Here is a 23729-nt window from a genome sequence, read left to right as displayed (position 1 = left end):
CTCAGGCCACCTGTGCGCGGGCCGTCGCGGGAGGCGCGTCGTACTCGGGCGTGAGGTCCACCACGTCGATGGTGAGCAGGTGGTAGACGATGCAGTTGCTCACCCAGAAGAACAGCGCGCTGTAGTGGACGTAGACGAGCGGTGAGCCGGGCCACACCTGGAGCGGATGGTTGAAGACGTTGGCCGCGATGTAGCCGCCCACCCACTCACCCACCCAGCACGCCGCGGCGCCAATGGCCAGCCGCGGCCAGACCTTCACGCGGCGCGGGTAGAACCAGAAGAAGTGGAGGCTCCACAAGAGCGCCACGCAGCCGGCCCACAGGATGAGGCTCCCGAAAGAGAACCAGTGGTACGGCGACCTGGGGAACACCCAGCCCCAGTCCCCATTCATCCACCGCCAGGCCACGTTCTGCGCCAGCTCCATGAACCAGAAGAGCGGGGCGACGTAGAGCACCTGCGTCAGCAGGACGCGCAGGAAGGTGCCGGAGTTCTGCCAGGTCAGCCTCGCGGGCCGGGCGAGCGAAGTCATGAGGTCCCTTGCGGCGGCGATGGGTGGTCCGGTGCCGCGTCACCAGTCAGTACGTGATGAGTCCCATTTCTTGGGAGAAGGGCGGCGACAGGTGGTTGCGCGGAGGCGCCAGAGTCCCGGTGGGAGGCGCCGTTGAAACAGCCATTTCCAGGAAGGTCAGCAAGAGAGGTGGTTTCGCACCCGTTGGCCTGGGACGGGAAGGGCCCCAGAATCCGCCGGATGATTGCCACCCCCCGCCTGTATCACCGACTCGGCCAGCCGCCCGCGCTGCTCCTGGCGCTGCTGTGCACCGTGGGCGCCGGCGCCCGCGCGGAGGCCCCCATCCAGCGCTCCTTCCTGCGCCTGCCTTCGTCCAACGGGCATGGCGCGGTGATGCTGGACGTGGAGCAGCGAAAGGTGACGCACTTTCGCGAGCACCTGTTCGCCACCGAGGAGCCCGTCATCGACGCGGCGGGCAATGACGTCTTCGAGAATGGCCACCCGAAGGTGATTCACTCCCGCGACCTGCTCTTCGACGCGTTCTTCGGGCTGCGCTCCGGGGGCACGCAGCGCTGGCTCAGCACGCAGGAGGCGGACCGGGACGCCAGCGGCTACGCGGCGTGGGCGCCGGAGAAGACGGGCGGAACGGGGCTGGGCGCGCTGGTGCAGCGGGTGGGGACGCTGGAGGCGACGACGTTCGTCTTCGCGCCGCAAGGCCTGCCGCACGCGTCCTTCGTGATGGCGCTGCGCGTGCGCAACACCGGCGCGGCGGCCGTCACCGGTGTGAGCGCCTTCTCGCTCCACAACTTCCACCTGGGCTTCGGTCGGCCGGGGGTGATGGCGGACCTGGAGGAGAATGGCGAGACGGTGGAGCTGAGCGGCGACGACTTCGTGGAGAAGGGCTTCGCCGGCGTGCTGGTGGCGCGGCCGTTGGGCGCGGTGGCGCGGAAGGCGGCGTGGCTGTCGGCGACGACGGGCGCGCAGAACGCCTACACGGTGGTGAATGGCGGCGGTGGGCAGGACCTGCGGGACTTCACGGCGCAGCCCTCGGCGGGGACGGGCTGGGCGACGGCGTACCAGTTCAACCTGGGGGACATCCCGGCGGGCGCGGAGCGGTGGGTGGGCGTGGCCTTCGCGCACCACGGTGACCCCGCGTCCGGGGCCACCGCGCGGCAGTGGCTGACGGAGTACGCGGGCGCGTCCGGCGCCCAGGCGCTGGTGGACGCGGAGGTGGCGCGGTGGGCGGCGTTCCAGGCGGACACGGTGAAGGTGCCGGCGGGCATGTCGGCGGACGAGGAGTCGCTGCTGCGGCACTCGGCGGTGGTGCTGCACATGGCGCAGGTGCGCTCGCGCGACGTGTACCTGCGCGAAGCGCTGTCCCGGGATGGCGAGCCGCGCCGCACGCGCTTCAAGGCGCCCGACGGGACGACGGCGACGCTGCCGGGCACGGTGCGCCACGCGGGCTACGGCGCGGTGCTGGCGAGCCTGCCGCCCGGGCAATGGACGTATGCGTGGATTCGGGACGGGGCCTACGCGGCGGCGGCCATGGCCACGCTGGGGATGCAGGCGGATGCCCGTGACGCGCTGGCCTATTACCTCAACGCGGACAGTGGCCGCTTCCAGCACTGGCGTGAGCTGGAGCCGTATTCGATGCCGCCGTACATCATCACCCTCACGCGCTACCACGGCTTCGGCGTGGAGGAGACGGACTTCAACGAGGCGGGGCCGAACCTCGAGTTCGACGGCTTCGGGCTCTTCCTCTGGGCGCTGCGGCACTACGAGCGGACGACGGGCGACACCACGCTGGTGGACCAGACCTGGCCCACGGTGTCGACGAAGGTGGGGGACGCGCTGGTGGCGCTCATCGACCCGGTGACGGGGCTCATCCGTCCGGACTCGTCCATCTGGGAGACGCACTGGAACGGGCGGCAGCGCTCCTGGACGTACACCAGCCTCACGGCGGCGCGCGGCCTGTGTGACGCGGCGGAGCTGGCGCGGCGGGTGGGAGACACGGAGCGCGCGCAGCGCTACCGGCAGGCGGGCGAGTCCTTGCGTCGGGCGATGGCGGAGCAGCTGACGGACAGCACCTTCGCGCTGGCGTCGAACCTGGAGGAGCTGAAGACGGGCCGGGGCTACTGGGACGCGGCGGTGTTCGACGCGTTCGCCTTCGAGCTGTTCGACCCGGCGGGGAAGATTGCCCAGGCCACGTACCGAGGCCTGGACCTGCGCCTGTCCTCACCGGCGGGGGCGGGCTGGCAGCGCAACGATGACCGGTATGACCACCCGGGTGGCGCGGACATGAGCCCCTGGGGCGGCGAGTACGACAGCGCGGAGTGGGTCATCGTCAGCCTGCGCGGCGCGGTTGCCAAGCGCATGGGCGGCGATGTGGCGCGTGCCGACCGCGTGCTGAAGTGGGTGACGGACCAGTCGCTGAAGAACTACCTGGCCGTGGCGGAGACGTATGACGAGCTGAACGGCACGTACAAGTACAACACGCCCATGGCGGGCTTCGGCGCGGGCGCCTATGCGCTGGCGCTGGACCACCGCGCGGCCGGAGTGAGCGACCCGGCGTGTGGCGCGTACTTCGACGAGAGCACGTTGACGAAGCAGCCGGACGCGGGCACGGGCACGCCGGACGCGGGCACGCAGCAGCCGGACGCGGGGCCGCAGACGCCCGACGCGGGCACGCCGCCGGATGACGGTGGAGGCGTGGGGGGTGGCGGTGGCGGCTGCAACGCGGCGGGACCGGGCGCGGTGGCGCTGTGGGTGGTGCTGGCCTTCGTGGGCCTGGCCGTGGCGCTGCGCCGTCGCGGAGCCTGAGCGCGGGCGGCGCGCGGTGGGCGGACCGCCGCGCGCTGTCTCGGGTATTGGCCTTCACGGGGCCTGAGCGGGGAGCGGCTCTCCGGGCGCGTTACAGGGCACTGGCGAACTTCGCGGCGATGGGCGCGGCGACGCGCCCGCCCACGCCGCCGCCTTCCACCAGGACGGCGAAGCCCACGCCCTTTCGAAAGCCGATGAACCACGCGTGCGTGGGCAGGGGCGCCACGGTGCCGAACTCGGCGGTGCCTGTCTTGCCGCCGAGCCCGGGGACCTGCCTGCCGGCCTTCCCGGAGCCCTCCGTCACGACGGCGCGCATCAGCGCGGACAGCGGCGCCCGGACGCCGTCGGAGAGCGGGCTGCTCGGTCCGCCGTCCAGTCCCTCCACGAGGTAGGGCGCGCGCCACTCGCCGGACTCCGCCGCCGCGGCGACCGAGGCCATGTGCAGGGGCGTCGCGAGCACCCGTCCCTGGCCGATGGCGGCGGCCGCCAGCTCAATGGCATCGGCGGGCGCGGGGAACGAGGCCCCGGCGGAAGTCAGGCCGGGGAAGTAGGACACATCGAAGCCGAAGCGGCGAGCCGCGGCGCCCAGCGCGTCACCGCCGAGCCCCGTCGCGAGCGTCACGAACGCGGTGTTGCACGAGTGGGCGAACACCTGTCGCAAAGTGGTGTCGCCCAGGGACTCCCCTTCGAAGTTCCGGAAGGGCTTGGTGCGCACCATCGTCATGGGTGGGCACGCGACAGGAGAGTCCACCCGCATGCCTCGGGCGAGCAGCGCCTCCGTGGTGACGACCTTGAACGTGGACCCGGGCGGATAGCGGCCGGTGAGGGCACGGTGCAGTGGCTGCGAGAGCGGCCGGCTGGCGACGGCGAGGATGGCCCCCGTGCCGCTGTCCACGGCGACGAGGGCCGCGGGGTGTGCCACGCCGTCGAGCGCGGCCTCCGCGGCGGCCTGGACCTCGCGGCGCAGCGTGGTGGACAAGGGCGCGCCCGGCTCGCCCTCGAAGTGGAAGAGGGCCTGCGTCTTGCCCCAGGGGCGCATGAGCAGGACGTCGCCGGAGGGGCTGCCCGCGAGCTGGACCTCGTAGGCCCGCTCCAGGCCGGAGAGGCCCACGAGGTCACCGGGCAGATAGGTGGGACCCATCAGGGGAAGCAGCTCGGCTGTCACCTCGCCGATGCGGCCCAGGGTGTGGGCGGCGAAGCCGTCCTCTGGGGTACGGATGCTCTTGCGGCGGAAGAAGATGCCGGGCACGGGGGCCAGCGCCGGGCGCACCTGTTGGTAGCGCTCGGGCGGGAGGTCGATGATGGGCACGAAGCGGCTCGTCGCCGTGCCCGCCGCGCTCATCGCTGCGTCGAACCGCGCGGTGCTCACGCCGACCTGGGCCTGGAGCGCCGCCGCCACGTCCGAGCGGCTCCGGACGCGGGTGGGGTCGACGCCGATGGTGATGACCTCGCCTTGCAGGGTGAGGGGTGTCCCCCGCGCGTCGAGGATGTCGGCCCGCTGTGGTGCGGTGCGGGTGCGGGAGAACAGGTCACCCTCGCGGGCTTCTGGGTGCAGCGTGGCGGGAGTCCACTGGACGCGCCAGTGGCCTTGGTGCCGGACGAAGCGCAGCGCGCCCTCCAGCTCCCATTCTCCGAGCCCGCGCAGCAGATGCACGGCGCGGTAGGTGGCCACCCGGGCGTCGCCATCGCGCTGGAAGGGCCCGAGCTCGAACTGGGAGGAGACGATGCGCAGCCCGTCGCGGAACTGCTGGTGCATCACCTCGAAGTACGCGGGCGGGTTGACGGCGGCGCGCCGCATGGCGGCGACATCTCCCGCGGCCCAGGCGTGCAGGTAGGCCTCGGCCTCGGCGACCGGGCCGGTGACGGCGGGTTCGGGGACGGGCAAAGGGGCAGGGGCCGCCGGCCTGGACGCGCAGGCCGCCAGGAACGCGGCCATCAGGGCCAGGACTCCAACCTTCCACGCTCGCCAGGACACGGGCGGAACTCTGTTGCGCACGAGCGCGGAGGGGTCAAGGAATCCGCCGCCGAGGGCACCCTGAGTGCGGCCAGGGGATGGAGGTCAACAGACTGCGCGACCGTGGACGGCGTCCCCGGCGCTGGAGCGTCCACCGGGCGCCACGGTGGACTCGGACGCGGCGCGGCGCCCGAGCGAGGACGCGGCCGGGAATGCACGGCGCGACCATCCTTGGGCGTGCAGGTTCGCCGCGGATGCGCTGGAGTGGGGCGCATGATGGAAGCAGCCCTGGAGGCCTTGGCGCGGCAGGCGCTGGAGCGGTGTCGCGCCGCGGGCGTTCGCCTGGCGTTGGTGGAGGCCTGCACGGGCGGCCTGCTGGGCGCGACGTTGACGGAGGTGCCCGGCGCCTCCGCGGTGGTCGAGCGCGGCTTCATTCCCTATTCGTACGAGTCCAAGGTGGAGCAACTCGGCGTGCCGCTGGCGTTGCTGCAAGCGCATGGCTCCGTCAGCGCGGAGGCGGTGGAGGCCATGGCCCACGGTGCCCTGGCGCGCTCCACGGCGGACTGGGTGCTGGTGGAGACAGGCATCGCGGGACCCGGAGGCGGCATGCCGCAGAAGCCCGTGGGCCTGGCCTACCTCGCGGTGCTCCAGCGGGGTGGACAGGCCACGGTGGAGCGGCACGTCTTCACTGGGGACAGAGCCGCGGTCCGGCGCGCCATCGTGGGACGGGGGCTGGCGCTGCTGGTGGAGCGGTTGGGCGCATCCTGATGGCCTCTGGGAGCGCGAATGCAATCGGGGGCAATGCGATGCCTTGAAAGCCCCCATGCTGCCGTCCGTGGGTGGCCAGGTGCCAGTGAATGGCGCACGCAATTGAGGTAGAGTTGCCTGAAGTGGCGCCGCATGTCGCCCCCTGGCTGCCCTGCAACTCAGGCGGGTTCTCATTCCTGGGGCGGACATTGATGCCCACGAGTCTTTCGGTCACCAGTCTGGGGATGCTCTCGTCGGTAGGGTACGACGTAACGACTGCGTGTGCCGCCATCCGGGCTGGTATCAGTTGCGCGCGTCCGCTGTCCTACTTCAGGGTCCTTGATGAAGAGGCCCAGGACACGGTTCCGTTGATGGGGCATCCCCTTGAGGGAATGGCCAGCGGCTTCGTGCTGCTGGGGTTCTGGGTACGGGTCGCCCGGGCGTGTCTGGATGACCTGCTGGCGTATGGCGACCTTCCGGAGATGGACGACACCTCCTTTTGGGGCCGTACCGGGTTGGTGGTGGCGTTGCCCACCTGGGATGCTCAGCGCTACCAGGAAGTTCCTCGTCCGTGGAACGACCACGACGCAATGGGGGCGCGTTTCCTGGAGCGACTGAAGCGCAGCATGTCCTGGCGCCTTGAGCCTCGATATGTGGCGGTTGTTCGCAAGGGGCATGCGGGGGGGGGCAGCGGGGCTCAGTCTTGCCCGAAGGTGGATGGATGAGGGGCTTGAGCGGGTCGTGGTGCTCGCCGTTGACTCCTACCTGGACCCATTCACCTTGGAGTGGCTGGAGTAGCGGCGCCGCCTGAAGACGAGCGAGCGTCCCGTGGGCTTGATGCCAGGAGAAGCGGGGGCTGCGGTTTTGGTGGAGTCGCGCGGCGCCGCGCAGCGCCGCGGAGCCCGAATCCACGCATCGATTCGTGGTTTCGCGACGGCCCAGGAGCCCCGGCACCTCTTTCAGGACAAGCCGAACACGGGAGAAGGGCTCGCCACGACGATTGCCACCTGCCTGGATGCCGGAGGCCGTGGCGTTCACTTCCGAGGAGACGTGGTCGTGGACCTGAATGGAGAGGAGTGGCGGGCGAAGGAGTGGGGCCACGCGCGGGTGAGGCTCTCCTCGCGGCTCGATGGCGTTGCCAAGTGGATTGTTCCGGGGACCTCCGTTGGCGACGTGGGTGCAGCCAGCGGACTGGTCGGATTGTGCGTGGCGGTCCGCTCGCTGACGCGACGCTATGCAACGGGGCCTCAGGTGCTCGTCGTCTCCAGCTCGGAATGGGGTGATGCGGGCGCGGTCCTTCTTGAAGGAGAGGTGTAGGCATGTCAGACGCATCGGAAGAGCAACACCTCAAAGATGTCGCCGCGCAGTTCCACGAGGGAGCCGCAGATACGTCGGTGGGCAAGTGCCTCAACCGGCATGTCTCTGTCTGGAAGGCGCACTCATGTTCGCATCGCTGGCAGGCCTGGCTTCACGCGTCCGATGACAAGGCGCTCTACGACTGGCCCAAGTACAAGCGCTTCGTGGACGAGAATCAGCCGATCCGCACCAACGCGAAGCAGAACTACACAACGAGCGACAAGTCTGGAAATACGACGGTCTGGCCTGTCTACCCTGCATTCTACAAGGAGTTCCTTGATGCTCCACAACCACACGATTGGGACGTAGGGCAACTGGGGAACTTCCGGCATAGCTGCGTGGTTCCCTACTACCACAACGCGCACCATATCGTGACGAACTCGGAGCTGCGAAACGCCATCAACAGGCTGACCTCGAAGTTCGAGTCGCGCGTGCCTGACGCCAACGCCTTCGTGCGTGGCGGTCTGCTGAAAGTCGGGTATAATCTCAATCACAAGATGAACATGACTGTCCTTCCAATGGACAAGGCCATCGCGGACGAGTTGGGCTTGCCTCGCCACCTGGACCAGGTGACGGATCGGGCGCATCCCATCTACTCCCATCAGGTCAAGGATGAGCTTGAGGGCATCATGGCCGATTACGCCCAGACGCTGGAATCGGTCGCCAACGCGGGACAGGACCACGTAATGCCCAACTATTCCCTCTCCAAGGCGAAGCTGGAGTCCCTCTCGAAGACCATCTACGCGAAGATCGTCTCGAACGTCCGCCCGCCAGGGTACGACGGCACGCTCAACACGGTGCTGGGACCTCCTCGGCGGAGACCGGCCGCGCCCAGGGTGCTGGGCAAGCGCAAGGCGCAGTAGGGAATCGATTCTTCCATGAACTACTTCATGATCGAAACCTTGGGCGACACGAACGACAGTTCGCTCTGTCTGCTCGATAGCGAGCCCGAAGGCATGGGGCTGGAGAGCTATTACCTGTCCGTGGGCAAGAAGGCCGCCCCCTTCTTCCCAGCGGATGCCAGACTCCATATGAGCGAGGCGTATCCAGGCATTCAAACGGGCTCTCTGATAGGGAACTTCAAGCGCTTTCTCATTGTGGATTCGAAGACTCGCGAGATATTCGCGCGACGGTGCTCGGGGATGGAGGTCGAATACCTCCCCTTCACCCTCTATAATCACAAAGGGCGCATCCATTCGCGCGACTATGGGTTCATCAATCCCATTGGTGCGTTTGACTGCCTGGACTTCCAGGAGAGCCAGATTGAGTATCTGGGCCAGGACATCGTGCGGATCGAAGAGCGAGTGCTCGACCCGCGGAAGTTGAAACATGCGCCAGACTTGTTCCGTATTGACAGGGACACGCAGCGATATGTGGTCAGCGAGCGACTGGTAGACGCACTGGAGGCGTCAGATCCCACCAATATCCTGGTCACGGAGCTGGCGCAGTCGGGTCACCTGTGACTGTTCGCGAGAATCCCGTGACCTCGAAGTTTCTGCCGGTATTTGCCAAGAATGCACTGCTGGAGGCACATCAGGCGCTGCCTGGACTCATCGACGGTTCCGCGAAGGAAGCGGATGTCCTGGCGGTGTGCGGGCACTTCCGCCGCAGGGGCCTGTGCGAGTTGCTCCTCGAGGGAGCGCCCGAGCGCCTCCATCGGTTTCTCTTCATGAGCGGCTGCGCCTACCTGCATTTCCTTGAGCGTGCTGTACCCGCTGCGAGGCACGTCAGCAAGGCAGCTCCATTCTTCGACGCACTGGCGAGCATGGACCTGCAGAGGGCTCGGCGCATCGCGCTGGCCAGCACCGCTCCCTTCAATCCGAAGCGGGAATATGAAGAGGACTTCTTGTATGTGCAGCGCCTCATGGGGATGGTTGCTCAGCGAACGGAGCCTGCGGAGGTGCGAGCGCGCCACGCCGCCTTGTGCATGGAGACGGATGATGCCCGGTGGCATCTCGTGGAAGCGCTCCTGCACGACGATACGGCCAGGCTCAATGACGCGTTGACGCGAATGCTGCGAGAGGAGGCCTCGAGGTGGCGCAGGCTTCACGAAGAAGGCGCCGTGCGTGAGGAGGAAGCCGCTACCGAAATGCATGTGTGCATCGAGGGGCTGGCGTTGGCGTGGTTGGCCCAGCAGAGAGGCCTCGGGACGTTGTCTGACTACCCGCAGGTCCCCTCCCTGGCCCGAATCGTGCCCGACGAACGCCCGGCGGCGGAGCTCTGGATGGACCCGATGCGCTGGTAGCACCGGCCGGCTGTTCTTCAGCCCCGCAGGCCCTCGGCGAAGGGGCGGCTGTACGACGACGCCGGTGTCGCGCGTGCTTCCGTCCACGCCTGAAGTTGCGTGGACACCCAGCGGCGCGTGGGCACCTGAATGGCGCCCCGGCTGCGGAACGCCAACTCCAGGGCCAGGGCATGCCGCCTTCGCATGGGCGCCGTCGTGAGCGCCTCCAGGAGTGCCTGAGGCGTCAGTGGCTGGCCCGCGAGATACCGCTGCCTGGCGTCGAACCGGGGCCGGTTCTCCTGCCACCAGGCCGCGACCCGCTCCGCGTGAGGAACGGGCAGCGCGTCCTCGGGCTTGAGCTTGAGGTCCGCATCCAGATCCTCGGACTCCAGGGGCGCGGGCTCCTCGGGCTCTTCTTCTGGGGGCCTGACGAATGGCCCTTCGATGCGGAGTCCCGTGATGGCGCTGAAGGCCTCGCCCGCGAGCGCGGCCGTGGCCTTGTCGTGCAGCTGCTCCAAGCAGGCGTCCGCGGCCGCCAGCCGTCCAGAGAAGCCAAGCGCCCACAAGACGTCAGGCCGGCGCGGCTCCACGGAGAGCAGCCCCAGGAGGACCTTGAGGTCACGCTCGTCGCCATTCAGGGCCAGCGCGAGCAGAGGCAGCCGGCCTCCACGCCCTTGAGGCTCCGCGGCAGCCTGGCAAGTGGCCCATGCGTTCCGGTGCCCCGCCTGGAGGCCGGCGGCGATGGCGGCCTCCCGAAGCAGCGGATCATTGGACTCCAGCGCGCGTTGAATCGCGGTGGGCTCAACCGCCACCCGGCTGCGGCTGGCGGCTCGCAGCGCGGCGGCGGCGACCAGGGGATGCGGATGTGTGACGAATGGCTGGCACAGCGGAGCGTCGACAAGGCCTTGTGCGCCGAGCGTGTCCAGGGCGAGCGCCTGGAGCTCGGGGCGGGTGTCGCCCTGCTTCAACAGCGACGACAGCCCTGCGCCGAGGTCGGGCGGGCAGTTGAGTTCGAAGGCGCGTTGGAGCGGCGTGAGCGTGGGGGGCTCCGCCTCGGCAAGCGCGGCCAGGAGCGCGGCGGGCCCAGTCGGCGCATCGCTTCCAAGGAGCGCCAGGGTGGCTGCGACGATGCGCTCTGGCTCTTCGGACGTGAGCGCGGGCTCGAGCAGCCGCCGGGCAACCGGCGCTCCTCCCAGTACCAGCCCATCCACGTGGGCCGCGAGCTGTTCCTCCAGCTCCGCGACGTCGGCCAGGGTGAAATCGGGAGCGTCGAGGGCTTGCTCCCACTGGCTCCATCGGAACGCGGCCTCGTCGAGGTGCGTTTCATGGATATCCCAGCGCAACAACCGTCCATCACGTTTGGCCATGGTCGGGCTCGGAGGGTCAGACCTCTTTGTCGCAGACGAGGCACTTGGGCTTGCCTTCGCTTCCACCCATGGTGATGACAGGGCCCTGCATGACGGGGAACGGCGGCGTGTTCTTGTCGTTGTGGAGCATCAGGTCGAAGGCGCGGGCCACGTTCTTTCCTTCGAACTTCACGTCGAAGGAGAAGTTGACGAACTCCGCCTTACCCTTCGTCTTGCCGGAGACCACGCCGCCTCCCGCGGTGCCGGCCTCGTCGCCGGTGCTCGTCTTGAAGTTGGAGTCCTTCACGCAGACCGGGTTGCCGGCCACGGAGACCTTCTTCGTGCCCTTGTCGGTGTCGGAGGACTGGGCCACGTTGGGGTAGGGGATGGGCACGGGGCCAGCCGGGCTGGGCGTCTTGCACACGTCCGGGAAGGCGACGGTGACGCCGCCGCTGTCCTTCGTCACCACGGACATCTTGTTCACACCGGTATTGACGGGCATGCCAACCACCTCCAGGGGAGCAGGATACCCCAGTGGGGCCACGCGGTGCGAGTCGAGCAGCCGCGCAGCCGGAGCGCGGCTGCGCTGCTGGATACATGCCCCTACGCTGGCTCCGCTCAGGCCGCCTTGGGCGCGCTCACACCCTGGGCGGTGACCTTCAGGCCCCGCACCTCGTGGAGACCCTCTCCCAAGGCAACGTGTCCACGCCAGAGGAGCGTCACCTGCTCTTCGTCGGTGTCCAGGGTCACGGTGTCCAGGTGCATGGGGGGTGTCGCGTCCTCGCCGCCCGCGAGCGCCACGGTGACGACCGGCGCGGACTGGCCGGGGAGCGCGAAGGACAGGCGCCCCTTGGGCGAGACGCCGGCGATGATGACCGGCTCGTCCCCCTTCAGGTAGCCAGGGGCGATGAGGCCCGGCGCGGCGGCGTTGAAGAATCGCCGGTCGAAGTCCTTCGGCAGCATGGGCTTGCGCGTCTTGCTCCAGGCCTCGTCGTAGGTGCCGCCGTACCTGGCGCGAGGTTGCCAGTGCGGGGAGATGAAGCCGAAGCCAGCGGGCACCACCTTCTGGCCGAAATCACGCAGGGGCTCCGTGGCGGGGTCCTCCAGGTTGGGCAGCTTCAGTCCCTCCTCGAAGTGGCGAGGACTGGCGCGGAAGCCCACGCCCACGGGGTTGCGCGCCTCGAAGGAGGGCTTCGCGGCGTCCGTCCTGTCCCAGCCGCCGAAGGCGCGCTCCCACGTGAGCGGGATTTTGTCGAAGGGGAGCGGCCTGGTGGCGGTGACGTGCCCCATGCTCTTGAACCAGGTCCGCTCGCCCACGACGCGCACGGCCTTCTTCAGTGGCCCGACCTGAAGCGCCACCAGCGCCTCCGTGGCGCCTTTCTGGGGCGGGTAGGCATGGCCAATCAGCGCCACGTCCGTGGCAAGCTTGATGAAGGCGCTCTCGGGTTCGTGTTTGTCGCTGGACTCGCCGGGCTTGCCCCAGGACTCACCGCTCCACGTCACGGGCACCTGCTCGTCCGCGAGCTTCAGCCCGGAGGGCCCGATGGCATATGTGGCCTTCACGACGAGCAGCAGCAGAGGACTCCCGTCCTCGTCGGCGAGGCCCATCATGTCGAAGGCGAAGGGGGTCTCGTTCTCAAGGGTGGGGTGTCCCATGGCTTTTCGAATCGGCGGGCAGGAGGTCCGGCAGCGCCAGCGCGGAGGCGCAGTGTAGCAGTCATGCCTCGGGTTGTTCCGCGCGTGCCGTCACTTCGCCTACCACGCCCCCACCATCAGCAGGCCCGCCAGCCCCGCGTAGAGGGGCACGTTGAGCGCCAGGGTCAGCCGGTTGATGCGGCGGAACCGGGACTGCGCCTCGTCCGCGAACCAGATGCCGTCCTCGCCCGTGGTGCGGCCCTCCACGGCGTGGAAGAACAGGGCCGCGTAGGCGACCTCGACAATCAGGCTCACGAGCACCAGGCCCAGGAAGGCCAGGGCCCACAGGTCCTCGGGGCCGAGCACGCCCAGCCACCGCGCCCGGCCCCAGTACAGGCCTCCGAGCACCAGCGCGATGCACGCGACGTCGTGGGCCACGCCATATGGGGGCCGCCAGCGCTTCATGCCGTAGAGCAGGTACAGCTCCGCCACGCCTCGCAGCCACATGAAGGCGGCGAACGCGCCAAGCACGCCTCGCGCCTCCTCCGGCACCGCCGCGTCCAGCGCCACCAGCGGGCACGCGAGGAACCACAAGAACACCGCGTAGAAGAGCCACGCCAGCTTGGGGCCGGAGATGCGTCCGCCTCGCGAGCCCTTCACGTTCTGCGCGTGGCGGAACGCGCCCGCCGCCACGATGCAGACAGCGGCCAGGATGGCGAGGAGGGCTCGGGTGTGCGGAGAGGGCATCGGAAGGTGCGCGCTGGAGGACCTGCGCCCGGAGTTTGCAACGCCCTGGGCATGGCATGGATGCACGGACAGGAGGGGCTCATGCAAGCCCCTGACCTGAATGGACAGCGCGCGCTCCACGGGGCACGCTCCGCACGCGCGCGGCGACGCGCCTTGGTGGGAGGCGGGCTTCGATGAGCGTTGGTCCCGGGGTGAGCCCGGCTGCACAGGTGTACATCCCGCTGCACACGGCGCCCCGCGTCGAGCGCTGGGGCTGGGTCTGGCCTCGCTGGAACGACCCGCGCCTGCCCTTCGCCTTTTTGCTGACGCTCTACGGTGTGCTCGGCTTCACCTTCTTCGGCTTCAACCGCAACCCGTGGCAGATGGCCACCATCGTGGTGACGGGCAGCGTGCTGGACGTCGCGCTGGGCTGGGGGCTGAAGCGGCAGAAGGTCGTGCCCCTGAGCGCGTACATCTCCTGCTGCTCGCTGGCGCTGCTGCTCAACTACTCGCATTCGAGCTGGCTGCTCCTCCTGCCGGTGTGGATCGCCATCGGCTCGAAGTACGTGCTCACCTTCCAGGGCCGCCACGTCTTCAACCCGTCGATGTTCGGCGTGGCCATGTCGCTGCTCTTCACCCGGGAGCTCATCACCGCCGCGCCCGCCTACCAGTGGGCCAACGGCGAGGTGGCCCTCTCCGCCTTCATCCTCATGGCGGCGCTCGTGCTCTTCTTCTTCCGGGTGGGGCGCGGGTGGCTGGTGGTCAGCTTCCTCGGCTTCTATGCGCTCCAGACGGCGCTGCGCGCCTACGTGCTCCGGCATCACCTGCCGCCAGAGGTCCTCTTCCTCGGCACGCTGGGTGCGCCGTCGTTCTTCATCTTCGTCTTCTACATGCTCACCGACCCGGCCACGTCTCCGGGCACGCGGCGCGGGCAGATACTGCTGGCGCTGGCGGTGACGCTGGTGGACCTGGTGCTGCACTTCAAGGAGAGCGTCTACACGTTCTTCTATGCGGCCCTCACGTGCGCCGCGGTCCGCTTCCTGTTCGTCCACGCGCGCGCCGCCTGGCAGCGCGGAGGGCGCGAGTCACTGCGCACGCTGGTGTCCTCCGGTTGGCTGAAGCGCGCCGCGGTGGTGGGCGGGCTGGGTGGCCTCATGGTGGGTGGCTACACCCTGGCCGCCACGCCCGGAGTCCGGACCCCGCCGCTGGACTTCCGCATGGAGCGCGTGGAGGCGCGCGCCGCGGGGCTCGGCTCCACCATGGGCAACACGCTCGAGGAGCTGGACCCTCGGCTGGAGCACGTCGCGAAGTGGCTGGTGGCGGTGGGGGATGCCGTCGCCGTGGGCGACTACGACGGGGATGGCCGGCCGGACCTGTTCCTCACGCACCCGCTGGCCCGGCCCGAGGACCACGCGGTCCTCTATCGCAACCTGGGCGACCTGCGCTTCGAGCGGGTGCCCGTGCCCGCGCTGGAGCGCTTCACCACGCGCTACAGGGAAGAGGGGCTGCCGGGCGGCGGCACCTTCGTGGACTGGGATGGCGACGGCGACCTGGACCTCGCGGTGGCGGTGGCCTTCGGGCCCGTCCGGCTGCTGCGCAACACGCTGCGGGAGACGGGCACCGCGGGCTTCGAGGACGTGACGGAGGCCGCGGGCGTGGCGGACCACGCGGTGAGCCTGGGCCTCACCTTCCTCGACTATGACCGGGATGGGCACCTGGACCTGTTCGTCCTCAACGTGATGACCACGCACCTGCCGGGCTACGCGCCTCCGGTGCCGCTCAACCTTTTCCGTCTGCCCGAGCCCGAGCACGCTGAAGACCGCCGCATGTTCCGCTTCATGCATGACGGCTGGCACAACGCGGCCAACGGCGGGCTCAACGCGCTCTACCGGGGCCGGGGTGACGGCACCTTCGAGAAGGTGGACATCGCAGCCATGGGCATGCCGCAGACGCACTGGTCACTGGCGGTGAGCACGGTGGACTTCAACCGCGACGGGTGGACGGACCTGTACGTGGCCAACGACTTCGGACCGGACGACGTCTACCTCAACGAGGGCGGCACGCACTTCCGCCGCGTCGCGGGCCGGCTCTTCGGTGAGATTGGGAAGGACACGTACAAGGGCATGAACGCCTCCGTGGCGGACTTCGACCGCAATGGCTGGTTGGACCTGTACGTCTCCAACGTCCACCACTCGCTCCAGGCGGAGGGCAGCCTGCTGTGGATGGTGGGCCCCGGGAAGGACGCCTTCACGCCAGCGTTCCGGGACGAGGCCACCTTCCGCGGCGCGCTCAACGAGCGGCGCTTCGGGTGGGGCGCGGCGGCGGGAGACCTGGACAACGATGGCTGGCCAGACCTGGTGCAGGCCAATGGCATGGTGGATGACCGCCTGGACGCGGCGCGGTGGCGCATCCCCGACGGCCAGCGCAAGGACTACTGGTACGTCAACCACAAGCTGATGCAGTCCGGCCCGGAGGTCCACACGTTCGCGGACAAGTGGGGCGACATCCGGGGCCGCACCATCTACCCGAATGAAGCGCGCCGCGCGTATCTCAACCTGGGTGACGCGAAGCCCGGCCACTTCGTGGACCTGGCGCGCGAGCTGGGGCTGGACGACCCGGACAACTCGCGAGGCGTGCTCCTGTCGGACCTGGATGGGGACGGCGACCTGGACGCGCTCATCACCAACCAGCACGGGCCGGTGTCGCTGTATCGCAACACGCTGCGCTCGGAGGGGCGCCAGGGTGCGCGCTTCGTGGGGCTCACGTTGGTGGGCCACGGGGGACGCACGCACCGGAGCGCGGTGGGCACCCGGGTGGTCGTCACCTACGAGGAGGCGGGGAAGCAGGTGGAGCAGGTGCGGGAGGTGGGCTTGATGGGCGGCTTCTCCGCGTCGGCGGACGCCCGGCTGCACTTCGGGCTGGGCCGGTACTCGGGGCCCGTGACGGCGCGGGTGCACTGGTACGGAGGGGACGTGCAGGAGGTGTCGCTGACGCCGGACCGCACGCAGGAGCTTCGGCAGCCTCCTGACGCGGAGGTGTTGCAGGGGCGTGCCCGGCCATGATGTCGCCGCTCAAGGGCTCGACGGTGCGGCGTGAAGCGCTCACGGACGCGCAGCGTGGGCGGATGCTGGCGCTGATGCAGCGCTGCTACACGGGCGTGTCGCCGGAGCGGTTCGCGGAGGACCTGGAGGCCAAGCAGTACGTCATCCTCCTCCACACGCGGCGAGGTGGGGAGCTGGTGGGCTTCAGCACGCTGCGCGTCGCCGAGGAGCTCGCGGGCGGGCAGCGGGTGGAGGTGGTGTATTCGGGCGACACGGTCATCCACCCCGACTGGTGGGGACACAAGGTGTTGCAGGTGTGCTTCGGGCGCTTCGTGTTGTCGCGCAAGCTCCGTCATCCCCTTCGGCCGGTGCACTGGCTGCTGTTGAGCGCCGGCTTCAAGACGTACCTGCTCGCGGTGAACTACTTCCCCAGGACGATGCCTCGGCGGGACTGGACGCCGCCGCCTGGCCGCGCCGACTTCCTGCGCGCGCTGGCCGCCCGCTGGTTCGGCGCGCAGTACGACGCGGCGCGGGGCACGCTTCGCTTCCAGGGCGCGCACTATCGCGTGCGGGATGGCGTCGCGCCCATCGACCGCGCGGCGGCCCAGCACCCCGACATCGCCTTCTTCGCCGAGCGCAACCCGCGTCATGGCGAGGGCGAGGAGCTGGTGTGCCTGGTGGAGATTCGCTGGTGGGACCTCTTCCTGGCGCTGGGGCGGAGCGTGTCCGGGCAGCTTCGGGGCTGGGCCCGGCGCGGGTTGAGATACGCGGGCGCCCGCGTGAGGACGTGAGGCCGGCGTGAGCGCTTCCTCCTTGCCGCTGGAGGGGCTGCGGGCCGTGCTCGCTCCCTCCGCGCTGCGCTTCCACCGGGCCTTGCGCCACCCCGAGGCCGCGCAGGCGGAGTGTCTGCGGCGGGTGCTCTGTTCGGCCGCGGGAAGCGTGCAGGCGGCGCGCCTCCCTGGCTTCCACCGCATCCGCGCCGCCCGTGACTTCCAGGACGCCGTGCCATGGGTGACGCCGGACGCGCTGGCTCCGGACGTGGAGCGCATCGCCGCGGGCGAGGCCCGTGTGCTCACGCGTGAGCCGGTGCTGCGCTTCGAGCTCTCTGGCGGCTCCTCGGGCGCCAGCAAGCGGGTGCCCATGACGCGCGGCCTCCTGGCCGAGTTCCAGCGCGCCCTGGCCCCCATGCTCTTCGAGTTGCTCCACCGCCGGCCCGCGCTGCGCGAGGGCGCCAGCTACTGGTCCATCTCCCCGCTGGCGCGAAAGCAGGTCCGCACTTCGGGCGGCATTCCCGTGGGCAGCGCGGAGGACAGCGCCTACTTCTCGCGCGTGCTGCGCCCCTTGCTGTCGCGCATCTTCGCGGTGCCTGGGGCCGTGGGGGCTCTTCCGGACGTGGAGTCCTGCCGCTACGTGACGCTCTGGCACCTTGTCGCGCGCGAGGACCTGGCGCTCCTCAGCGTGTGGAACCCCAGCTTCCTCACGCTCCTCATGGACGCGTTGGAGCGGCACGGGGAGCGACTGGCAGATGACCTGTCGCGAGGGCGCTGTCGGCCGCCTTCGTCCGGCGCCGCACCCGATGAAGCCGCGCTGCGGACGGTGTTGGCTCGGATGCGCTTCTCTCCGCGCCCGGAGCGGGCCTCGCTGCTGCGCGAGGTGCTGCGTGGTGACGGGAGCGCCCGCGCGCTGTGGCCTCGGCTGTCGCTGCTCAGCATGTGGACGGACGCACAGGCCGCTCACGCGCTCCCCGCCGCGTGTCGCCGCTTCCCAGGCGTGGAGGTGCAGGGCAAGGGACTGCTGGCCACCGAGGGCGTCGTCACCGTGCCCCTCTTCGATGCGCCCGCTCCCGTGCTCGCGGTGCGCAGCCACTTCTTCGAGTTCATCGACGGCGAGCACCCCACCGCGCGGCCTCGCCTCGCGCACGAGCTGGAGCGGGGCCGCACGTACACGGTGCTGTTGTCCACCTCGGGCGGCCTGCTGCGCTACCGCCTGGGCGACCTGGTCCGCGTGGAGGGCTTCCAGCACGCGACGCCCTGCCTGCGCTTCGTCGGCCGGGCGGATGCCGTGAGTGATTTGGTGGGCGAGAAGCTCGCCGCCACGCGCGTGGGGGCCGTGCTGGATGCCGTGCTCCCGGACTGCCTTGGCGGCGCGCGGCCCGGCTTCGCCATGCTGGCGCCCGAGTGGAGTCCGGCGCCAGCCTACGTCTTGTTCCTGGAGACGGGCGCCCCCGCCTCTCGGCTCACCGCCGCCGCGGAGGCCGTGGAGCACGCCCTCTGTGAGGGACACCACTATCGCTACGCGCGGGAGCTGGGGCAGCTCGGCCCGGTGCGCGCCGTGCGCGTGGAGGACGGGGCGCGCCGCTACGAGGCCCGCTGCGTCGCGCTGGGCCAGCGCGCGGGCGACATCAAGCCCGTGGACCTGCACCGCCTGACGGGCTGGTCGGACCATTTCTCCGGAGTTGCTCCATGAGACCGCCGCTGCGCCTGCATCCGCGCGACACCTCGCCCGCCCCCAACGTGGACCTGGCGGCCGAAGCCGACCTCACGCGCTGTGGCGCGCTGAAGGACTTCTGGTACGTCGCGTGTCTCTCCACCGAGCTGAAGCCCGGCCAGCCCCTGGCGCGGACCCTCTTCGGCACGGGCGTGGTCCTCTTCCGTGACGCGCACGGGCAGCCCACCGCGCTCCGGGACCGGTGCCTGCACCGCAACGCGCGGCTGTCCCGGGGTGCGGTCTTCGACGGCCGCATCGGCTGCCCGTATCACGGCTGGGTCTACGACGCGTCGGGCGCCGTGGTGGAAGTCCCCTCGTTGGGGCCCTCGCAGCGAAGCGAGTTGCTCGACGCCAACGCCTGCGCGCGGGAAGGGCTGGCGACGGAGCCCTGCGCGCTGGGGCGCCTGACGCGCTTCCCTACCGTGGAGCAGGACGGCCTCGTCTTCGTCTACATGGGTGGCGCCGAGCCCGCGCGGGCCGCGCCGTTCCGCGTGCCTTGCTGGGGCCAGGCGGGGTGGACGGTCTACTTCATGGTGACGCGCTTCCCGAACGGGGTGACGAACCTCGTCGAGAACTTCATGGACGTGCCGCACACGCTCTTCGTGCATCCAGGTTGGTTCCGCAGGCCCGCCAGCAAGCGGGTGCCGGCCACGGTGCGGCGCACGGCGGGCAGCGTGTTGGTGACGTACAAGCAGGCCCAGGACACCGTCACGGGCCTGGGCAGGCTCTTCAACCCGCGCGGGCTGCCGCTGCTCCACACGGACAAGTTCTACGTCCCCAACGTCACGCGCGTGGACTACCTGTGGGGCGAGCACGGCTTCGTCATCAACTCGCAGTGCACGCCCATCGGGCCCACGGACAGCCTCGTCTATACGGCCATCAGCTACCGGTTGCCGGTGGATGTCCCCGGCGCGCTGGTGGGGCGCGCCATGATGCCGCTGGTGCGGTGGTACACGCGGCAGGTCATCCGGCAGGACGTGGCCATCATGGACATCCAGCGCGAGGCCCTGCTGGACGGCCCAGGCGGCGGCGTCTACTCCGGCACGGAGGCGGACCTGCACCACGCCGACATCGAGGCGTATCGCCGCTGGCTGCGGGAGGGCGGCCAGGGCCCGGGGCCCGAGGACACCGAGCGCGACATGGCCTTCTGGATTTGAGGCCGCCGCCGCGCTACGGCGGAAGGTAGGGCAGCTCCACGATGAAGGTGGCGCCCTGGCCTGGCTCGCTCTCCACGCGGAGGGTGCCGCCGTGCGCCACCACGACCTGGCGGGCCGCGTAGAGCCCCAGGCCCAGGCCTCCAAAGGCGCTCGAGGGAACGGCGCGCTCGAAGCGCTGGAAGATGCGCGCCTGGTGCTCGTGGGCAATGCCGATGCCGTGGTCTCTCACGGAGATGCGCGCGTGGTCCGGCGCGCCCTCCACCCGCACCTCGATGGGACGGCCCTTGCCGTACTTGAAGGCGTTGACCAGGAGGTTGCCCACGACCTGCTGAATCCGCAGCGAATCCCACACGCCTTCGACAGGGACGTCCGCCGTCAGGTGGATGGGACAGGCCGCCTCGGCCGCCGGAGTCATGGCGCGGGCGACCGTCTCCCGGACGAGCCCCGACAGGTCGAGCGGCTCCACCATCAAGGGCACCTGGCCCTCTCCCACGCGGGAGGCGTCGAGCAGCCCGTCGATGTGCGTGGCGAGCCGCTCGGTATGGCGGATGGCCTTGTCCAGCCGCTCCAGCAGGCGTCCGCCACCGTCCTTGCGGGTCGCCGCGGAGGGGAGTGATTGGAGCTGGAGCTGGAGCGCCGTCAATGGCGTCTTCAGCTCGTGACTGGCCAGGGCCAGGAATTCATCCCGGTGGTGGAGCGCCTCGCGCAGGGCCTGCTCGGCCTGCTGTCGCTGCTGGACCTCCGCCTCCAAGGCCTGGGCGCGCTGCTGGAGGAGGCTGACCTCGCGCAGGCGCCCCGCCGGGCCTTCGAGCCGTGTGTAGCGCTCGGTGGGGAGGACGTGTGCGTGGGCCTTGCAGACGTCGAGGAAGGGCTGCGCGTGCGCCGCCTGGCCGAAGTGGCCGATGGCGTAGGTGCACAGCAGGGACAGGGGGTACAGCACGCTGAGGTCATTCCACAGCGCCTCCAGCGCCACCGCCACGTCCGGCATCCCATCCATGCAGAGGACATCCACCATCTCGCCGTAGGCGCGGACCTTGGCGCCGGGGCGCGCGGCCGCGAGGCTGTGCTCAATCACGGCGCCGACGACTTCTCGGAAGCGCTCCCAGTCCGGGCGTCTACCCACCATGAAGCGTGACAGGGTCTCGCGGGCGTCGAGCAGGGTGAGCTGACCGCTCGCGATGACCGCCTCGGTGTCCACGCCCGCGGCCATCAGCCGCGCGATGAGCTGCTGACGGTGGCTCGCCTGGGTGATGAGGATGAGCGGGTCTCCGCGTTCGAGCCCGCCCGTGATGTAGGCCTCGACGATGTCGACGACGAAGGCTTCGTCCTCATAGAACTGGACCGTGTGGTCATGCTCCAGGGGATACCCGACGGGCGTTTCGCTGGCGGGCTGCCGGTGGCTGCTCCCGAGAGTTGCGGCGTCGGATGGAGGCATCGTCCTCACCAGGTGCGTGGGCGCCTCATTATTGTGTCGGGGCTTGTCGACGCGGAACGGCCCCCGGGGGCAGTGGAGCGCCCGGAAGCCGTCACTGGCGGGCCGGCGCGCTTGACGCGGGTTCACCGCCGGAAGGCGCACGCGCCTGTCAGGCACAACAAGAATAGGGCCTGAGCGAAGCTCATGCCGTTGTTGGCTTCCGCTTCCGCTTCCTTGAGTCTGATAGAATGCTGCATTGCAGAGGGCACGCCCGCAGTCCAAGGGGGAAACACGCGTGAGTACGATGACGACGTTCGACACCACCCCTGAAGCGCTGGGGGACCTCCTTCGGAGCGTACAGAATGGGCGGACCCAACTCCCCGACTTCCAGCGAGGCTGGGTCTGGGACGACGCTCACATCCGGAGCCTGCTGGCGAGCGTGTCACTCTCATACCCGGTCGGTGCCGTCATGATGCTCCAGGCCGGCGGTGATGACGTGCGCTTCAAGACCCGCTTAGTGGAGGGTGTCAAGCCCGAGGGGCTTCGCGCACCGGAGCGGCTCATCCTGGACGGCCAGCAGCGGCTCACCTCCCTTTACCAGGCGCTGCTCTCCGGTGCCGCCGTCGAAACCCGTGACTCGCGCGGGAATCCGATGAAGCGCTGGTACTACGTAGACATCAACAAGGTCCTCAGTCCGCACCACGACCGTGAAGAAGCCATTGTGAGCCTCCCTGAAAATCGCAAGCTCCTGAACTTTCGGGGAGAGGAGATCGCAGACTATTCGTCCTTGGAGAAGGAGGTCGTGGCGGGGTTGCTCCCACTACGGCTGATGTTCGACACCGATGGTCTCATGCGCTGGCAGATGACGTACCTCCAGGCAGATCCTGCCCACATTCAGGCACGACTCGCTATCTGGAGTCAGCTCATGAAGGATGTGATTCAGCGGGTCCAGCAGTACCAAGTGCCGCTCATCATGCTCCGCAAGGAGACTCCGAAGGACGCTGTCTGCCAAGTCTTCGAAAAGGTAAATACGGGCGGGGTGGCGCTGACAGTGTTTGAGCTGCTGACAGCCACCTATGCCGCTACCGACTTCGACCTACGTAACGACTGGAACTCGCGCCGACTCAAGCTCAAGAAGCATAAGGTGCTCGCCAACATCGAAAGCACCGAATTTCTTCAAGCGGTGACCCTGCTGGCGACTTACGCGCGTCGGAAGAAGAGCCTCTCGGCGGGTACGGCCGCCGATGCTGCTCCCGGCATCAGTTGCAAGCGCAAGGACATCCTTAGACTTACGCTGGAGGACTACAAAGCCTGGGCCGACACGGCAACCTCTGGCCTCTTCCGTGCGGCCATGCTGCTTTACGACCAGAACATCTTCTCCTCGAGAGACATCCCTTACCGCACGCAGTTCATCCCACTTGCGGCGATCTTCGCGACGCTCGGAGACCGGGCGGACACTGACGGCGTGCTCACCAAGCTAACTCGCTGGTACTGGTGCGGCGTCTTCGGAGAACTCTATGGCAGCGCCCTGGAGACGCGCTTCGCCCGGGACTTGGCCGAGGTCGTCGCCTGGGTGGAGGGAGGCGCAGAGCCGAGCACCATCATTGATGCGAACTTTGCTCCAGCCCGGCTCCTCTCGCTTCGGACACGGAACAGCGCAGCCTATAAGGGGCTAGCTGTGCTGCTTCTGCGTGACGGTGGCCGGGACTTCCGCACGGGCTTCTCGATCGATGCGCAGATTTACGACGACGAGAACATCGACATCCACCACATCTTCCCAAAGGCATGGTGCAAGGAACAGGGCATCGACCCCAGTCGCTACGACAGTGTCGTCAACAAGACACCCCTTTCGGCGAAGACGAACCGTATCATCGGGGGGAACGCGCCCAGCGCCTATCTGGCAAGGCTCCAGAAGTCTGCGGACATCAGCGACGCGCGGATGGGTGAGTTGTTGCAGTCGCACGTCATCGAGCTGGCGCGACTGCGTTTCGATGATTTCAAGGGGTTCTTCGAGGCACGAGAGTTGGCGTTGCTCCAGCGCATTGAGAAGGCCATGGGCAAGAAGATTGCTGCACACATGACAGGAGTGGATGCAGGACTCTTGGACGTGGCTGCCACCGAGGAGGATGACACTGGGGACGAGAATTAGACTTCGGCATCCCTTCTCGCGTGGACCTGCTCCATCGTTGGGTCGCACAGTTGCGCGACTGATCGCGCAGCGCAGATGAACTGAGCGACGGCGCCGCCGCAGTGGGCGTGTCCTCTGCGGCGTGTCGTCCATGGGCTGCGCGAGCGCCAGTCGGGGCAGGAGGAG

Annotated in this window: 19 protein-coding genes; 12 read left to right on the top strand and 7 right to left on the bottom strand. The window is 69.0% G+C overall.

Annotated features, from left to right (window positions below; genetic code table 11):
* Position 1 precedes the first annotated feature (1 nt).
* Entirely contained in the window at positions 2 to 529 is a 528-nt protein-coding gene (locus tag HV824_RS04635; RefSeq protein ID WP_176419041.1) for a hypothetical protein, read from the bottom strand.
* Positions 530 to 748: 219 nt separating this feature from the next.
* Between HV824_RS04635 and HV824_RS04630 the strand changes: the two genes are divergently transcribed.
* Entirely contained in the window at positions 749 to 3328 is a 2580-nt protein-coding gene (locus tag HV824_RS04630; protein WP_176419042.1) for a glycoside hydrolase family 15 protein, read from the top strand.
* A 91-nt stretch (positions 3329 to 3419) separates the two neighbouring features.
* Here HV824_RS04630 and HV824_RS04625 read toward each other — a convergent pair whose 3' ends face one another.
* Positions 3420 to 5264: a penicillin-binding transpeptidase domain-containing protein gene (locus HV824_RS04625; RefSeq protein ID WP_217917088.1), complete on the bottom strand. Its 1845-nt coding sequence runs from the start codon at positions 5262 to 5264 to the stop codon at positions 3420 to 3422.
* 291 nt (positions 5265 to 5555) lie between these two features.
* Here HV824_RS04625 and HV824_RS04620 point away from each other — a divergent pair, with 291 nt between their 5' ends.
* The 6 genes from HV824_RS04620 to HV824_RS04595 all read left to right on the top strand — a co-directional run bounded on the left by HV824_RS04620 (position 5556) and on the right by HV824_RS04595 (position 9630).
* Complete coding sequence (locus tag HV824_RS04620) at positions 5556 to 6050, top strand: CinA family protein (protein WP_176419044.1); 495 nt, start codon at positions 5556 to 5558, stop codon at positions 6048 to 6050.
* 89 nt (positions 6051 to 6139) lie between these two features.
* Positions 6140 to 6754: a hypothetical protein gene (locus tag HV824_RS04615; protein WP_176422751.1), complete on the top strand. Its 615-nt coding sequence runs from the start codon at positions 6140 to 6142 to the stop codon at positions 6752 to 6754.
* Between the two features lie 331 nt (positions 6755 to 7085).
* Positions 7086 to 7346 (top strand): hypothetical protein, encoded by a 261-nt coding sequence (locus HV824_RS04610; protein ID WP_176419046.1) that lies wholly within the window; start codon positions 7086 to 7088, stop codon positions 7344 to 7346.
* Between the two features lie 2 nt (positions 7347 to 7348).
* The gene (locus HV824_RS04605; protein WP_176422750.1) at positions 7349 to 8248 is read left to right on the top strand and encodes an AHH domain-containing protein; all 900 of its coding nucleotides are present in this window, start codon (positions 7349 to 7351) and stop codon (positions 8246 to 8248) included.
* 15 nt (positions 8249 to 8263) lie between these two features.
* Entirely contained in the window at positions 8264 to 8848 is a 585-nt protein-coding gene (locus tag HV824_RS04600; RefSeq protein WP_163778485.1) for a DUF1629 domain-containing protein, read from the top strand.
* 17 nt (positions 8849 to 8865) lie between these two features.
* Positions 8866 to 9630 (top strand): Imm49 family immunity protein, encoded by a 765-nt coding sequence (locus HV824_RS04595; protein ID WP_176422749.1) that lies wholly within the window; start codon positions 8866 to 8868, stop codon positions 9628 to 9630.
* 17 nt (positions 9631 to 9647) lie between these two features.
* Here the strand turns inward: HV824_RS04595 and HV824_RS04590 are convergent, their stop codons facing one another.
* The 4 genes from HV824_RS04590 to HV824_RS04575 all read right to left on the bottom strand — a co-directional run bounded on the left by HV824_RS04590 (position 9648) and on the right by HV824_RS04575 (position 13337).
* Positions 9648 to 10976, bottom strand: a complete 1329-nt coding sequence (locus HV824_RS04590; protein ID WP_176419051.1) for a TIGR02270 family protein — start codon at positions 10974 to 10976, stop codon at positions 9648 to 9650.
* 16 nt (positions 10977 to 10992) lie between these two features.
* The gene (locus HV824_RS04585; protein ID WP_176422748.1) at positions 10993 to 11457 is read right to left on the bottom strand and encodes a DUF4150 domain-containing protein; all 465 of its coding nucleotides are present in this window, start codon (positions 11455 to 11457) and stop codon (positions 10993 to 10995) included.
* A 116-nt stretch (positions 11458 to 11573) separates the two neighbouring features.
* Positions 11574 to 12611, bottom strand: a complete 1038-nt coding sequence (locus HV824_RS04580) for a DUF2169 domain-containing protein (RefSeq protein ID WP_176419059.1) — start codon at positions 12609 to 12611, stop codon at positions 11574 to 11576.
* Positions 12612 to 12710: 99 nt separating this feature from the next.
* Positions 12711 to 13337 carry a hypothetical protein gene (locus tag HV824_RS04575; protein ID WP_176422747.1) on the bottom strand — a complete coding sequence of 209 codons (627 nt, stop codon included), beginning with the start codon at positions 13335 to 13337 and terminating at the stop codon, positions 12711 to 12713.
* Positions 13338 to 13510: 173 nt separating this feature from the next.
* Here HV824_RS04575 and HV824_RS04570 point away from each other — a divergent pair, with 173 nt between their 5' ends.
* From HV824_RS04570 to HV824_RS04555, 4 genes are read left to right on the top strand one after another with little or no spacing between them, the layout of a single operon-like run.
* Positions 13511 to 16378 carry an FG-GAP-like repeat-containing protein gene (locus tag HV824_RS04570; protein WP_176422746.1) on the top strand — a complete coding sequence of 956 codons (2868 nt, stop codon included), beginning with the start codon at positions 13511 to 13513 and terminating at the stop codon, positions 16376 to 16378.
* A complete protein-coding gene (locus HV824_RS04565) occupies positions 16375 to 17148 on the top strand; it encodes a hypothetical protein (protein WP_176419062.1) in 774 nt (257 codons plus the stop codon). The genes HV824_RS04570 and HV824_RS04565 overlap by 4 nt, the downstream gene beginning before the upstream one ends.
* Positions 17149 to 17155: 7 nt before the next feature.
* Positions 17156 to 18823: a GH3 auxin-responsive promoter family protein gene (locus HV824_RS04560; protein WP_176422745.1), complete on the top strand. Its 1668-nt coding sequence runs from the start codon at positions 17156 to 17158 to the stop codon at positions 18821 to 18823.
* Complete coding sequence (locus tag HV824_RS04555) at positions 18820 to 20001, top strand: aromatic ring-hydroxylating dioxygenase subunit alpha (RefSeq protein WP_176419064.1); 1182 nt, start codon at positions 18820 to 18822, stop codon at positions 19999 to 20001. The genes HV824_RS04560 and HV824_RS04555 overlap by 4 nt, the downstream gene beginning before the upstream one ends.
* A 13-nt stretch (positions 20002 to 20014) precedes the next feature.
* On the opposite strand, the gene HV824_RS04550 is transcribed toward HV824_RS04555, so the two are convergent.
* Complete coding sequence (locus HV824_RS04550; RefSeq protein WP_176422744.1) at positions 20015 to 21436, bottom strand: ATP-binding protein; 1422 nt, start codon at positions 21434 to 21436, stop codon at positions 20015 to 20017.
* Positions 21437 to 21719: 283 nt separating this feature from the next.
* Here HV824_RS04550 and HV824_RS04545 point away from each other — a divergent pair, with 283 nt between their 5' ends.
* Positions 21720 to 23564, top strand: coding sequence for a DUF262 domain-containing protein (locus HV824_RS04545; RefSeq protein WP_176422743.1), 1845 nt, complete (start codon positions 21720 to 21722; stop codon positions 23562 to 23564).
* The last annotated feature ends 165 nt before the right edge of the window (positions 23565 to 23729 follow it).

Origin of the sequence: Myxococcus sp. AM009 (assembly GCF_013372605.1) — a bacterium.
GTDB lineage: Bacteria > Myxococcota > Myxococcia > Myxococcales > Myxococcaceae > Myxococcus > Myxococcus vastator.
Note: the sequence above shows the minus strand (reverse complement) of the source record. Positions and strands in the feature narration are given on the sequence as shown.